Consider the following 13,585-nt stretch of genomic DNA (forward strand, 5'->3'; position numbering starts at 1 on the left):
ATGTTAGAAGTTCGTAAAGTATATACAGCTATCGAAGAAACTCGTATGGAAGGTGGCAAACAATTAGACCAGCCGATCAAAATGATCACAACGATGTTGGTTATGAAGAATCCTTGGGTTGAAAGAGGATATGTAGAAGATTTAATGCCGGAAATTAATGAGTATGCTCCTGAAATTGGAGAGATTCTAGTGAAGGAATTATTTAAGCATATTGATTCTGCAGATGATGTAGAAGCTTTCGGTAAAGCTGCAGTAGTGGGTGTTGACGGTGAAATGGAACATGCTTCTGCTTTCATCCATACATTGAAGTTCGGTAATAAGTTCCGCGACGCTGTCGAAGGAAAAAGCATCTTGCCGTTTACGAACAAACGCGGCGGTGCAGGGACTGCTGTACTTATTCCCATGGTACACAAAAACGAAGACTCTAAACGTTCTCACTTCCTGACTTTCGAAGCGACGATTCCAGATGCACCACGTGCAAATGAAATTGTAGTTGCAATCAGTGTTTCGACAGCTGGCCGTCCATTCCCAAGAACCGGTGACCGCCACCAAGACATGGTTGAGATGGGTCTTGCCTAATGTCAAACATTTCGTATGATCAAGAAACCACTTTATATAAAGAAAAAGGAGTGGGAGAACCGTTAATCTTTATTCACGGTGTCGGACTGGATCATGCAATGTGGCAACAACAAGTGAATCGTTTGTCTGCAAATTACCGCGTAATTACGTATGACATGTTGGGACACGGGGGATCATCGCATCCTCCTGGTCCTTATTCACTTTCACAGTTTGTCGAGCAATTGTCCACGCTTGTGAATAAGCTGAAGCTTCCGAAAGTTAATATAGTAGGATTCTCCATGGGAGCAATGGTTGCACAGTCATTTGCCGCCAAATTTCCGGAGAAAATTAGAACCTTGACCATTATGAATTCGGTCGCCAACAGAACGTCCGAGCAGAGAAAAGCGATTGCTGCGAGAGTTGAAGAAGTGAAGAAATTAGGGCCGCAAGTCACAATTGAGCCTGCGATTCAGCGCTGGTTCAACCAAGAGTTTCAGGAAAAGAATCAGGAGATTGTCAATGAAGTGAGACACCGCCTCGAAACAAATAATGCAGATGGGTATATAGCTGCCTATACGTTATTTGCGACAGCGGATGAAGAGGTTTGGCAACAGTTGAAGGACATTACAGTTCCTTCACTCATCATAACAGGCGAATATGACGTGGGTTCGACACCGGAAATGTCGCAGCAAATACATGAAAAACTATTGAATTCTGAGTTGTTGGTTGTTCCGGATACAAGACATATGTTACCTGTCGAGAAGCCGGAAATCGTAAATCAGGCGATTCATTCATTTATCCAAAAGCATGTCAATTGAATGAAAGGAGTGTGCCGGGATGTCATTGAAAAAATATAAAATGTATATTAACGGTGAGTGGGTAGAATCGGAAAGCGGTGAATACTTCCTCAGCTATAATCCAGCAACGGGTGAAGCTTGGTGTGAAGTCGCCAAAGGTACGGAAGAAGATGTGAATCGAGCAGTGCAAGCAGCACATGAAGCTTTTCAAAATTCGGAATGGGCTGAGATGACCTACACAGAACGCGGTAAACTCGTGCATAAATTGGGAGAGCTGATTTCTCAAAATATTGAGAAGCTAGCGGAGTTCGAAACGAGGGATAATGGAAAATTACTTCGGGAAATGCGCGGTCAGCTCACTTATTTACCCGAATTTTTCTATTATTACGCAGGGTTGGCGGATAAAATCCACGGCCAAACCATGCCAATAGACAAGAAGGATATTTTCGCCTTCACGACAAGAGAGCCACTAGGCGTAGTTGCGGCAATCACACCATGGAATTCGCCGCTATACCTAACTACGATTAAATTAGCCCCAGCTTTAGTGGCAGGGAACACGATTGTCATTAAGCCATCTGAAATGACATCCGCTTCACTTCTTGAACTGATGAAGTATGTTGAAGAAGCAGGATTTCCAAAAGGCGTTGTCAATGTAGTCACCGGTTTTGGAATGCCGGTCGGCAATACGTTGACAGCTCATCCGCTCGTAAGAAGAGTAGCCTTTACAGGCGGGAGCGAATCAGCACGTCATGTCGTTCGGAATACAGCGGAAAACTTCGCTCAAGTATCCTTGGAACTTGGCGGGAAATCACCGAATATCGTCTTTGAAGATGCCGATCCTGAAAGCGCTGCGATGGGTATCATTGCAGGGATATTCGGAGCATCCGGACAAAGTTGTGTAGCGGGATCCCGTGCGTTGCTCCACGTGGACATTTACGATCAAGTGCTTGAAAAGCTAGTGGAACGCGTCGAACAAATTAAAATAGGGGACCCCCTCCTAGATGATACTGAAATGGGACCACTTGCAACGGAAGCGCAACTAGAACGAGTGAAAGAATATGTGGGTATCGGCCAGGCGGAAGGCGGCAAAATCGTTATCGGCGGGAAAACCCCAGAGAATACCGACGCAGGTTGGTATTTTGAACCAACAATCATAGAGTTGATTGACCACGACGCACGTATTGCCCAAGAAGAGATTTTCGGACCTGTGTTGAGCATCATCCCATTCAAAGATGAGGAAGAAGCGATTGCTTTGGCCAATGGTACGGAATACGCCCTAGCCACAGGAATTTGGACTCGAGACGTCGCAAGAGCACACCGTGTAGCAAAAGCCGTTCACGCTGGTATCATATGGGTGAATACATACAGAAGTATTTCGCCACTTATGCCAATCGGAGGTTCGAGATTAAGCGGGCACGGAAGAGAAAGCGGTTTCGATGCAATTTATGAATATACACAAAGCAAAGCGGTTTGGATCAACACATCAAGCGAGCCTATGCCAGATCCATTCATCATGCGCTAAGCCGAAGCGGGCAATTAATATATAGAGAGAGAGAGGAGAAACCGATATGCATATTGAAAAAGCGATTCATTTGCCGGATATAGCATTCGTACGTCTCTGCAATGATCGATTTGGAGTGAATAAAGGTCTCTACAACACAATAGACACGTTTTTCTATGATAGAGGATTTGAAGAAATTTTAGAAAGGCGTAAAAATGTGTTGGTCTTCCTTGAATATATTAAAAGAACAAGCGGAACGAAAGAGCAGCGTGTGAAATTCGGAAGTGGCGGGTTAAGCTTGAAAATCGAAGAATATTTAAAAGAAGAAAATAAGATCATTCAAATCATGAAGTATCAATCCAATATAGCCACCACCAGCAGAAAGAGGGTAAACTAGATGGCTAATAAATCACTAGCGAGCTTACAAACGAAACACTTACTTATTAATGGTGAATGGGTGGAAACAGAAGAGTATACTGAATTGCGTTCTCCGTATTCAGATGAGGTAATTGCCCATATTGCTAAAGCAACAAAAACAGAAGCTGATCAAGCGATCGAAGCAGCCTTACAAACACGTAAAGTGATGGCGAAAATGCCTGCTTATCAACGAGCGGAAATTTTGGAAAACTTAGTTTCCTTATTGCGGGAGCGTTCTGAAGAAGCGGCTGAGATCATTGCTTTGGAAGCAGCAAAACCAATTGCAACTGCAAGAGGTGAAGTAATCCGAACAATTGAGACGTATAAATTTGCAGCAGAAGAAGCGAAACGTATTCATGGAGAAACTCTTCCACTGGATGCGGCTCGGGGCGGAGTGAATCGCCTGGCCTACACCGTGCGAGAGCCGCTAGGAGTAATCGGTGCCATCACACCTTTTAATTTTCCGATGAACTTGGTGGCACATAAAGTCGGTCCTGCTATCGCAACTGGAAACACAATTGTTTTGAAACCGGCTGCACAAACACCATTATCCTCTTATTTTATAGCGGAACTTTTATTGGAGGCAGGATTGCCAGCGGGCGCGATTAATGTCATCACAGGAGACGGCAGAGAAGTCGGAGATCAAATCGTAACAGATAATCGAGTGAAAATGATCACATTTACAGGCAGTCCGGCGGTTGGTATCGGAATAAAAAGCAGGGCAGGATTGAAGAGAGTGACTCTTGAGCTAGGTTCAAATGCAGCTGTGATTATTGACAGTGGCGTAGACCTTGATAAAGTCGTTTCTCGCTGTGTGTCAGGTGCATTCTCTAACCAAGGACAGGTTTGTATCTCACTTCAACGCGCTTACGTTCACGAAAACCTATATGATGAATTCGTTTCGAAAATCGTGAAAGAAACAAAAAAACTCGTTATTGGTGATCCGTTACATGAAGAAACTGATGTATCCGCTTTGATTTCTTCAAAAGACGTGGAACGGACATTGAGTTGGATTGAAGAAGCAAAAAGACAAGGCGCAAAAGTGGCAACGGGCGGAGAAGCACAGGGGAATATCCTACTGCCAACAATCTTGACTGAAGCGGAACCGAATCAAAAGGTTTCCTGTAATGAAGTGTTCGCTCCAATCTTAGTCGTAGACAAAGTGAAATCAGTAGATGAAGCAATCGAGAAAGTAAACGATTCGCGTTTTGGACTTCAGGCAGGAATTTATACAAATGATATAAGCACGGCACTATATGCAGCGGATGAGTTGTATGTAGGCGGCGTCATGATCAATGACATTCCAACTTTCCGAGTGGATAACATGCCTTATGGCGGCGTCAAGGAAAGCGGGAATGGAAGAGAAGGATTGAAATATGCGGTTGAAGAAATGACGGAAATGAAATTAGTCGTCTGGAATCGTAATTAGGAGGCAATGTATGGCTTACTACGCGGCATTTTTGCATATGATTCAGCCTGAAAAAAATGAGGAAGTCCGTCCGCGTCATATTAAGTACTTGGATGAGCTGGATGAACAAGGGAAGATCTTTGCCCGTGGCCCTTTTGCCGATCAATCAGGCGGATTAGTTATTTATCAAGCGAATTCTTATGAGGAAGCACTGAAGTTGGCGGAGGCCGACCCTCATGTAGTGGAGAAAGTCCGACGGCTTGAGCTTAAAGAATGGAAACCCATTATCAGTGAGGTTTTAAAGTGACACTGTCTTTGTTGAACAAAGAAAAAGAGATAGGTTTTCCTTATTTACTTGCATGGTACATGGTAACGATTAACAGGAAGGAGGCCGTAAATTGGATGGACAGAATACAGCATTGCTTTTGATAGACCTCCAAAATGAGGGCGGTACGTCTGCTGTTCCTGGAATGGATCGAATCATCAAAAAGACAGCAGATTTAATCAAAGTATGCAGACAAAAGAAAATTCCTATTATTTATACGCGCCATATTAATAGAGGGGATGGGATTGGGCTTGCGAACCGAGAACCTGTCGACCAGAATGGAGAGCCTCTTTATTACCACACTGACTCCAACTCGATAGAAATTATCAGTGATTTGAGAAATCAACCTGGTGATATCATTGTAGATAAATATCGATACAGTGGTTTTCATGAATCCAGCTTAGACTTAATGTTGAGAAGCTTGAACATAAAGAACCTAATTGTCGGTGGAGTTCTAACCGATGTCTGTGTCCTTTCGACTGTAATGGACGCTTACTATCGTGATTATCAGATCGACCTGGTGAAAGATATTTGTGGAACTACTACAGATGGAGCGCATATGGCAGCGGTTTGTATGATGGCTAATTGGGTCTATGATATTTCTATATTTGATGCCGATCAAATGTGCAATAAATTATCGGGAGAATCGTATCATGTTTGGAAATCCAATGAGCCGGATGAATTACAATTTACACCTGATAATTTGAGAGAAGTGTATGACAAGTTAACAGTAAGCTGTACTGTATAATCAATTACTTTTGGCATTATGGTGTCCGTATTTTTTCGAGCCATTTAAATTCAGCCAGAGTTTAAACCTTCATTAAGTTCGATAAAACCATAAAAGCACCCCATTACTTATAGAAGTGCAGGACTTTAACCTTTCAGTTAAATTGTTAAAAAAGGAGGAAGAAAATGAAGTCTATCGAAAAAGTAGAAGCGGAAGTAGGCGTAACGATAGAGGTAGATGCTAAAACACCACTGAACAACCAACTAGATGCTACTACTGAAGAACATTACGCGACTGAAGAAGTCCCTATGAGTCAAAGGAATATTGGTTTTTTCGACATGGTGGCGATTTGGGTTGGAGCTAACTCAAACAACGCATCCTGGTATGTAGGAGGAACAGTAGCTGGGATGGCGTTTGCGGGTGCAATTGGGGTTACATTGATTTCCAATCCAATCGCTTATCTAATATTGGCACTGGTAGGTTACATGGGTTTTAAAGTAGGAACCTCTACTATGGCATTAACTAGACCAGCATTCGGAATTAAAGGAAGTCTTCTCCCTACAGTTTTAAACACAATTGTTTTCCTAGGATGGGCAGTAGTTAATACATTTATTGCCGTTATTTCAATGAGTTTTATTTTAAAAGATTTATTTGGATGGGCGGCATACGGGGAACCAGGCAGCAAGGGACCGATGATACTTGGGATTGTATTCATGAGTTTACTGAACTTGCTGGCCGTATCATTAGGACGGAATTCCATTAAGATTGTTGAAAGAATTGGAATCGTATTGGTTCTCATATTGGGTGTCTGGATAACAGTTGTCGTCTTGAATACGCATCCGCTATCAGCCATCCTGGATTGGAAAGCACCACCAGAATCTGTTGTGCCGGTTGGAAAAGCTGTGGATATTATGGCTGCGTTTAGTTTGGCTTGGGTGCTCGGGATTGCTGAGTTCACAAGATATACGCGGACAGCGAGAACAGCGACTGTCGCTCCACTTGTAGGGGCATACGTTTCACTTCTGTGGTTTGCTTTTATCGGAATTATCGCTACGATTGGTGCAGCGCTTTCTACCGGGGTGTACAATCCGGATAATTCAGACCCCAGTTCCATCGTAACGAATTTGGGACTTGGATCGTTTGCATTGATCCTCATTGTAGTAGCGTGTGTGACGACTAACGTTGTAAACTTGATGGCGGCAGGAATCTCCATCACGAATGTGACGAAAAAGGTAAAGCCTTTGCATTCCATTTGGATGGTGACCGTCCTAGCAGGATTCTTAATGCTCGTACCACTGTATCTAGCTAGTTTCTTGGATACGTTCATGGGCTTCTTGGATTATATCGGTATGGTTTTAAGTGCATTGCTTGGAATATTGGTAGCTGACTATTTCATAGTGAAGAAGCGCTCATATGATGTACGGGAATTCGAGAAAGTTGGAGGCGCCTACTGGTTTTACAAAGGCGTCAATCTTAAAGCCGTGGCAGTTTGGGCTTTGGGTGTTGTATTCTTCTTATCGGTTAGTAACTCGGGGCTCCTTAATAATTCAGTAGGGGCGGTATATCCAACAATTCTATTTACGGCAGTACTTTATAGTCTCATATCATTGAAAGGCAAGCAGCCAAAATTAACATAAGAGAATCCAGTAAAAACCAAAATGGAAAAGGAGAGATAGATGATGGGAAATATTGAAAAACAAGATCTTTTTAAACAAATCATGGGGAACTATCCGACAGGAGTTACAATCCTGACTACAACCAATGAAGATGGAACACCAGTAGGTCTGACAGTTAACTCGTTTGCTTCCGTATCGTTGGATCCGCTTATGGTACTGTGGTCAATCGATCATAAAGTATCTTCTTTGGAAGCGTTCACAAAAGGCGGGAAGTTTGCAGTTCACGTTTTGGCTGGCGAGCAGCAAGAGCTATGCAAAACATTCGCAAGCAAAGTTGAAGATCGTTTCGCTGATTGCAAATGGGAGCTTTCCGAAAATGGGTTGCCAATCATTGACGGTGCTTTCGGAGTGTTTGAATGCAAGACGTTCCAAACGGTTGAAGCGGGCGATCACACTATTTTAATTGGCGAAGTGATAGATTTACAGGCTGATACAACGAAAGAACCGATGCTGTATCACCGCAGATGTTTCGGCTCGGTTCCTCCTGTATTTTACGAGCCAATTAACTCTCCTTCTTGATAATAGATAAGAGTAAGAAGCCAAGACTTTTTTCGAAAAGTTTCTTGGCTTTTTATGTCTCAGGATACCTGCCTCCACACCGAGTCTTCAATTATTCAGACAATCGGAACACTTTGCTAAATTGGAAATACAAGATAATGCATTGACAGTTCCACAAGTACGATATATTCTGTACTATAAGTTTTTGAATAGTACAGGCAACACGAATTCAAGTCGTGTTGCTTTTTTTTTTGAGATTGGTGTTGAAAAGTATGAGGAAAGGTGGAATCAAGGTTTACTCAGCATAACATTATAAATTTGTAACAAATCGAAATTTTGGAGGAGAATTATGACGAAAGACTATTGGAAGAATATTCGTCAAAAGATAGATTGGCCTGTGTTTCTATGCAGTGGAGGCGTACTGGTAGCATTTGTGCTGTTTTCATTTTTTAAAGTGGATGCGGTCAGTAATTTTGTGAATAAAGGATTTGATTTGTCGATTCATTACTTTGGCGCGTACTGGCAGTTTCTCATGATGGCCACCTTTGTGGTGGGGGCGGTAATAGCAGGGTCCAAGTATGGTAAGGTCCGCCTGGGCGATGCCAAGAAGCCTGAAATGACTTATTTTAAATGGGTAGCCGTAATCTTAACGACGGGACTTGGAGCGGGCGGTGTCTTCTGGGCAGCGGCAGAGCCGATGTATTATTTTCTGGACGTGCCCCCGATGCATAAAGGTATAGCGGGTAGCACCGATGAAGCGATCGGGCCTGCTTTGGCTCAAAGCTATATGTCATGGGGCTTTACTGCATGGTCTGTCTATGGTGCTATCAGTTCGATCATTTTGATTTACGCGCATAAACATAAAGGGATGCCGTTGAAGCCCAGAACTCTGTTATATCCGATATTGAAAGAAAGGATTTTAACGAGCAAATGGGGTACGGCAGCGGATGTGTTTTGTATTATCGGCGCCGCAGCAGGCACAATTGGTCCGATTGGATTTCTTGGGTTACAAGTCAGCTATGGGCTCAGTTCAATTTTCGGAATACCGGATACGTTTAGTACACAGCTTTCTGTGATCGTTATTTTGACAGGAGTCGTACTTGTATCCACGCTTACAGGTATTGAAAAAGGGATCCAATTTTTAAGTAAGCTGAATGTGAATCTAGTTGTAGTGATTGCCGCCTTCTTGCTTTTATTTGGTCCTGGTCTATTCATCATCAACTCGTTCATGTCTTCCTATGGTACGTATATTAGCGAATTCATAAATATAAGCACATTCCGTGGCGATGAAGCATGGCTTGGCGGTTGGTTGCTCTTTTTCTTCGGATGGTTTATTGGTTTTGGCCCGTTGGTGGCATTATTCGTGGCAAGAATATCGAACGGAAGAAAAATTCGTGAGATATTTGTAGTGGTTGCGGTAATCGCGCCGATCATTACAAACTTCTGGTTCACGGTACTTGGCGGAACAGGTATTTTCTATGAATTAAATAACGCAGGTTCTGTCAGTGGTCCGTTAGAAGAAGGCGGATTGCCGAGCGCGATCATCGCCATCGCAGAGCAAATGCCTTTGGGAGCCATCATGCCTTCTGTTTTCTTGATCTTGACAACGTTATTCGTTGTGACGACCGTAGATTCCATGTCATATTCCATTTCAATGGCTGTGACTGGTGACGGAAATCCCCCTAAAATTATTCGTGTGTTCTGGGCTGTTGTTATGGCTACCATTGCAACGATTCTAATCAAAATAGGGGGTGGAGGCATCGGAGCATTGCAGTCGTTTGTCGTTATCGCTGCAATTCCGGTATCAATCCTTTTACTTCCCGTGGTGTGGTACGCGCCGAAAGTTGCGAAAGTGTTGGCTATTGAACAAGGGATTGTTAAGGAAGAGAAAGAGATTGTCGAGGCAGATGCAATAGATAGTGAAATGGAAGTAAAGAGTCAGTTGTGAAATGTACCAAATCGCTCACTATTTAAATAGAAGAAACAAGAAAAGAAACAACGCGAATCGATAGGAGATTCGCGTTGTTTTTTATATCTTTATAGAGTTCCAGTTGAATTCAGAATGGTATTTACTTTCTATTGCCGTGGTGACACGGGTACCCAACATGTTCCGCATCGTGAAAAAATGCTAATTAATCAAGGGGTATGGCAACCTCCAAATCTTTCAACACTTTTAAATAAGGCATTTCAAAAGTAACCAATGTCAATGGCTCATTCGGTTTGACTTTCTGGAACTCTTGGACGTAAGTGTTGGATTGAATACGCTCAGGATATCCTTGTGTATTGTTGGCTAAGTTATTTCCTTTTGCATCCTCCAACCAAAGTGTGTTGTATTGGAAATGTCCATCGTAAGGAAAATCACTTGCTGTTTCGAAAGTGAGCAGGGTTTGATTTTTTTCGTATTGAATATCTTTAATGATGATCGATCCCATGTCACCTTGGTCAATGGACATAGGCAATTGATCCGGCTGTAGAACATTTTCCACTTTTTCGGGTGCTCCCGTGTCAACAGGCACTAGAAACGGGCTTACGGTCAAAGTCTCGGAGTCTTCTTGCAATGGCTCGTATCGGACTTCCATGTTCATGACGTGTTTGCCATTTTCCACTAATCCTGTACCGCGACTGTCTAACATGGTCAAGGCATCGCCTTTGTCATTCAGTAGATTGAATTGAAGGAGATGATCATCAATCATTTGTAGGCTCATTTCGTCAGGCGAAGTGAGTGTAAGCGATAGTTTAATACCCGCGGCGCCTATTTTCACATTGTTTATACTAATCGTTTGGTCTTGATAAGTTACGGTTTGATTGGATTCGATCGTTCGTGCGTCTTCTTTTGCCTTTGACACAGGTATTTTGAAATTCCATGCTCCCTGTACATCGCCTATTTCATTTAGTCCTATTTGGAGATCAAATGAATCGGGCAGCTCGCCGACAGGGGCTATATCGATGACGCCTGCATATTGCGTGTCGGATAAAGGTTTTCCAGTTCTGCCATCTCCAAAATTGATTTCTTTCCCATTCACCTTCAGTTGCAGCTCTCCCAATCTTCCGCGCTCGCCGGTGAATTCTTGAACATATCCCACCGATAGACGAGTACCGTCATAATAGACATCTTGGATGGTCAAACCAATCCCTTGGTCTGTAACGGTTTGCCCGATACCTTCCGAGAGACCCCGCTTGCTGGCAATAACTAATCCCATATCGCCCGCTACTTCAAACACGGAATCCAACACAGGGACAGACGATAAAACTTTAGCCATGGTAGGAGAGACGAAGGCGGAACTGATTGTCAGAAACGTGGTGGCTGCAACGGCTGCCAGCATTGGGTAAAACTTTCGTCGAGTGGTCTTTCCGTTAGTTTTCGCTTGTTTGACGCCAGCGTGGATGGCTTGATTCAGCTTGTCATGGGGAACTTCAATTTTATCGATCGCTTTTTTAATATCATGCAGTTGTTTATTCATTGATGCATACCTCCTTAAAAGTAGTTCTCAATTTATTGATGGCCCGGTGTAAATTGGTCTTTACGGTGCCTTCCGGGCATTCCAAAATCTTAGCAATTTGTTTGACAGACAAGTCTTGATAAAAACGCAGCAGTACAGCCGTTTTGTATTTTTCCTCTAGTTGATCGATCGCGTTCAGTAAGTCCAATTTGTCTTCTGAAAAGGCAGTTTGATGTGATTCAATTCTTTCCAACGACTCTTGTTCGATGGGGATCACTTTGTTATTTTTTCGAATAAAGTCTAGCGAGCTATTGATCAAAATTCTCGTCAGCCAAGTGGAAAAGTAAGCAGGTTCTTTCAAGCTGGAGATCGAGGTATACGCCTTATAAATCGTTTCCTGCACAATATCGAGCGCATCTGTCTCATTTTTCACATACGTAAACGCAATTCGGTACAACTTTTCTTTCTCTTGGTCAATTAATGTCAAGAATGCTTGATCATTCCCTTTTTGCGCTTTTTTCAGCAACTTTGAATAATTCATAGTGGCACTCCTTTCGTCCGGACATTGGTTAGACTGTTTGCGAGCTGGTTTCGTTTCAAGTGAATTGAGGTAGTGGGCTTTAAATCATGATGAAGGGTAACTGTACAAGGAACAACCTTGTTTGATTTATTCTATAGTTTTTTAAAAACGATTATTGTACTTTCATTTTTCTCATCAGGCAGTTCATGACCTTTGAGAAATTGACAGTTTAGGAAACTCAAGTTTACACTGAGGAAGATTGAATATTTACTAAACTATAGGAGGGATGACAATATGGATTTACAATTGGCAGGTAAACATGCCCTCATATCTGCTTCTAGTCAAGGACTTGGCAGAGCTGTTGCGGAAGAGTTATTGAATGAAGGCGCAAACGTCATGATAACCGGGAGAGATGCGGAGAAACTGCGGAAAGTTACAGAGGAATTAAGATTACTAGATAAAGGGAATGTCGACTATCATGCATGTGATATTACCAACTACGAAGAGATTAAGGCGCTTGTTGCATACAGCCGAAAAGTATTTGGAAAGATTGATATCTTAATTAACAACGCTGGCGGACCGCCCGCTGGAACGTTTGCTGATTTCGACGACGAGGCGTGGCAGTCTGCGTTCGAACTCACCTTGCTGAGCTATATCCGTTTTATACGAGAAGTTGTTCCGGACATGAAAGAGAACGGAGGGCGGATTATCAGCCTGGCTTCCAGTTCTGTCAAACAGCCCATACCTGGTTTGATTTTATCAAATGTATTCCGGACAGGGGTCGTCGGCTTGTCCAAAACATTGGCTACTGAGCTGGCTCCTTATAATATTTTGGTGAATGTAGTGGGTCCGGGTCTCATTCTTACAGAGCGATTGGAGCATATTAGAGAATCAAATGCGCAGAAAAAAAGTGTTTCAATAGAAGATTTTGAGAAAGAGCAGCTTGAATCCATACCGTTAGGTCGTTATGGAGATCCGAAAGAATTTGCGAAGGTCGTGGCGTTCTTGGCTTCAGATGCAAATTCCTATTTAACGGGAAGCACATTGTTAGTGGACGGTGGTATGGTGAACGTAGTCTAACGGTTTGCAGCCGCCTATCCTTAACTAGTGCAGCAACTCAGTTGATATACTGATTTTATAAGTTAAATATAGGATAGGAAAGGAAAGGAAAGGCTGTTTGCCGTGAAAAATAGTCAGATTTATATAGTATTAATTGGAGTTATGTTGTTATGGGGAGTCAATGTCTCAGCGTTAAAAGTACTTGTCGATCACTTTGCTCCGATCACCATTACCGCTGTTCGAATATTCACTGCTGCCTCCATGGTATTCATTATCTTGTTTTCCATGAAGAAAATCCGGCTGCCACACAGGGAAGAGTGGGGGTTGGTAATTGGCGGAGCTTTTACGGGTGTTGTAGCCCATCATTATTTTCTATCTGATGGGCTTGGAAAGACGAGTGCTGCGAATGGTGGTTTAATCTTGGGATTAGGACCTCTGCTGACAGCTGTTTTATCCGTCATCATATTAAAGGAAAAACTAACGATTTGGCGCTTATCAGGATTTTTGTTGGGTGGTATTGGGGTCGGCTTTACCGTGCTTGCCGGCAGCGGAGGGCTGGGTGAAGTTTCGATAGGAGACATGGAAATACTGTTGGCAATCCTTTCACAGGCATTCAGTTTTATTATTAGACGAATTGTAATATTAAGTGCAACACATGA

Annotated in this window: 14 protein-coding genes; 12 read left to right on the top strand and 2 right to left on the bottom strand. The window is 42.8% G+C overall.

Annotated elements, in window-relative coordinates:
- The 10 genes from H7J92_RS12495 to H7J92_RS12540 all read left to right on the top strand — a co-directional run bounded on the left by H7J92_RS12495 (nt 1) and on the right by H7J92_RS12540 (nt 9,855).
- Nucleotides 1–579, top strand: coding sequence for an amino acid synthesis family protein (locus H7J92_RS12495; protein ID WP_009766384.1), 579 nt, complete (start codon nt 1–3; stop codon nt 577–579).
- A complete protein-coding gene (locus H7J92_RS12500; protein ID WP_078817521.1) occupies nt 579–1,376 on the top strand; it encodes an alpha/beta fold hydrolase in 798 nt (265 codons plus the stop codon). Before H7J92_RS12495 ends, H7J92_RS12500 begins: the two co-directional genes overlap by 1 nt.
- A 19-nt stretch (nt 1,377–1,395) precedes the next feature.
- Entirely contained in the window at nt 1,396–2,877 is a 1,482-nt protein-coding gene (locus H7J92_RS12505) for an aldehyde dehydrogenase (protein WP_221837260.1), read from the top strand.
- A 46-nt stretch (nt 2,878–2,923) separates the two neighbouring features.
- On the top strand, nt 2,924–3,253 hold the full coding sequence (locus H7J92_RS12510; protein WP_009766381.1) for a hypothetical protein: 330 nt from the start codon (nt 2,924–2,926) through the stop codon (nt 3,251–3,253).
- On the top strand, nt 3,254–4,702 hold the full coding sequence (locus H7J92_RS12515) for an aldehyde dehydrogenase family protein (RefSeq protein WP_221837261.1): 1,449 nt from the start codon (nt 3,254–3,256) through the stop codon (nt 4,700–4,702).
- Nucleotides 4,703–4,712: 10 nt separating this feature from the next.
- The gene (locus tag H7J92_RS12520; protein WP_009766379.1) at nt 4,713–4,988 is read left to right on the top strand and encodes a YciI family protein; all 276 of its coding nucleotides are present in this window, start codon (nt 4,713–4,715) and stop codon (nt 4,986–4,988) included.
- Between the two features lie 91 nt (nt 4,989–5,079).
- Entirely contained in the window at nt 5,080–5,754 is a 675-nt protein-coding gene (locus H7J92_RS12525) for a cysteine hydrolase family protein (protein ID WP_078817520.1), read from the top strand.
- 164 nt (nt 5,755–5,918) lie between these two features.
- A complete protein-coding gene (locus H7J92_RS12530; protein ID WP_009766377.1) occupies nt 5,919–7,370 on the top strand; it encodes a cytosine permease in 1,452 nt (483 codons plus the stop codon).
- A gap of 39 nt (nt 7,371–7,409) precedes the next feature.
- Complete coding sequence (locus H7J92_RS12535) at nt 7,410–7,928, top strand: flavin reductase family protein (RefSeq protein WP_009766376.1); 519 nt, start codon at nt 7,410–7,412, stop codon at nt 7,926–7,928.
- 328 nt (nt 7,929–8,256) lie between these two features.
- Nucleotides 8,257–9,855 (top strand): BCCT family transporter, encoded by a 1,599-nt coding sequence (locus H7J92_RS12540; RefSeq protein WP_221837262.1) that lies wholly within the window; start codon nt 8,257–8,259, stop codon nt 9,853–9,855.
- Between the two features lie 184 nt (nt 9,856–10,039).
- Here the strand turns inward: H7J92_RS12540 and H7J92_RS12545 are convergent, their stop codons facing one another.
- Complete coding sequence (locus H7J92_RS12545) at nt 10,040–11,368, bottom strand: DUF4179 domain-containing protein (RefSeq protein WP_078817517.1); 1,329 nt, start codon at nt 11,366–11,368, stop codon at nt 10,040–10,042.
- Nucleotides 11,361–11,888 (bottom strand): sigma-70 family RNA polymerase sigma factor, encoded by a 528-nt coding sequence (locus H7J92_RS12550; protein ID WP_078817516.1) that lies wholly within the window; start codon nt 11,886–11,888, stop codon nt 11,361–11,363. Before H7J92_RS12550 ends, H7J92_RS12545 begins: the two co-directional genes overlap by 8 nt.
- A 273-nt stretch (nt 11,889–12,161) precedes the next feature.
- Between H7J92_RS12550 and H7J92_RS12555 the strand changes: the two genes are divergently transcribed.
- Both H7J92_RS12555 and H7J92_RS12560 read left to right on the top strand, forming a co-directional pair.
- Nucleotides 12,162–12,947 carry an SDR family oxidoreductase gene (locus H7J92_RS12555; protein WP_221837264.1) on the top strand — a complete coding sequence of 262 codons (786 nt, stop codon included), beginning with the start codon at nt 12,162–12,164 and terminating at the stop codon, nt 12,945–12,947.
- A 102-nt stretch (nt 12,948–13,049) separates the two neighbouring features.
- A partial coding sequence (locus tag H7J92_RS12560; protein ID WP_221837265.1) for a DMT family transporter occupies nt 13,050–13,585 on the top strand: 536 nt, incomplete at its 3' end.

It is taken from the genome of Sporosarcina aquimarina (assembly GCF_019748715.1).
GTDB classification, from domain to species: domain Bacteria; phylum Bacillota; class Bacilli; order Bacillales_A; family Planococcaceae; genus Sporosarcina; species Sporosarcina newyorkensis.

Excerpts from the sequence above, each read along its gene's own strand:
- H7J92_RS12510 (WP_009766381.1), top strand. The coding sequence starts at position 2,924 with ATGCATATTGAAAAAGCGATTCATTTGCCGGATATAGCATTCGTACGT.
- H7J92_RS12540 (WP_221837262.1), top strand. The coding sequence starts at position 8,257 with ATGACGAAAGACTATTGGAAGAATATTCGTCAAAAGATAGATTGGCCT.
- H7J92_RS12530 (WP_009766377.1), top strand. The coding sequence starts at position 5,919 with ATGAAGTCTATCGAAAAAGTAGAAGCGGAAGTAGGCGTAACGATAGAG.
- H7J92_RS12515 (WP_221837261.1), top strand. The coding sequence starts at position 3,254 with ATGGCTAATAAATCACTAGCGAGCTTACAAACGAAACACTTACTTATT.
- H7J92_RS12505 (WP_221837260.1), top strand. The coding sequence starts at position 1,396 with ATGTCATTGAAAAAATATAAAATGTATATTAACGGTGAGTGGGTAGAA.
- H7J92_RS12555 (WP_221837264.1), top strand. The coding sequence starts at position 12,162 with ATGGATTTACAATTGGCAGGTAAACATGCCCTCATATCTGCTTCTAGT.
- H7J92_RS12550 (WP_078817516.1), bottom strand. The coding sequence starts at position 11,888 with ATGAATTATTCAAAGTTGCTGAAAAAAGCGCAAAAAGGGAATGATCAA.
- H7J92_RS12495 (WP_009766384.1), top strand. The coding sequence starts at position 1 with ATGTTAGAAGTTCGTAAAGTATATACAGCTATCGAAGAAACTCGTATG.
- H7J92_RS12500 (WP_078817521.1), top strand. The coding sequence starts at position 579 with ATGTCAAACATTTCGTATGATCAAGAAACCACTTTATATAAAGAAAAA.
- H7J92_RS12545 (WP_078817517.1), bottom strand. The coding sequence starts at position 11,368 with ATGAATAAACAACTGCATGATATTAAAAAAGCGATCGATAAAATTGAA.
- H7J92_RS12535 (WP_009766376.1), top strand. The coding sequence starts at position 7,410 with ATGATGGGAAATATTGAAAAACAAGATCTTTTTAAACAAATCATGGGG.
- H7J92_RS12520 (WP_009766379.1), top strand. The coding sequence starts at position 4,713 with ATGGCTTACTACGCGGCATTTTTGCATATGATTCAGCCTGAAAAAAAT.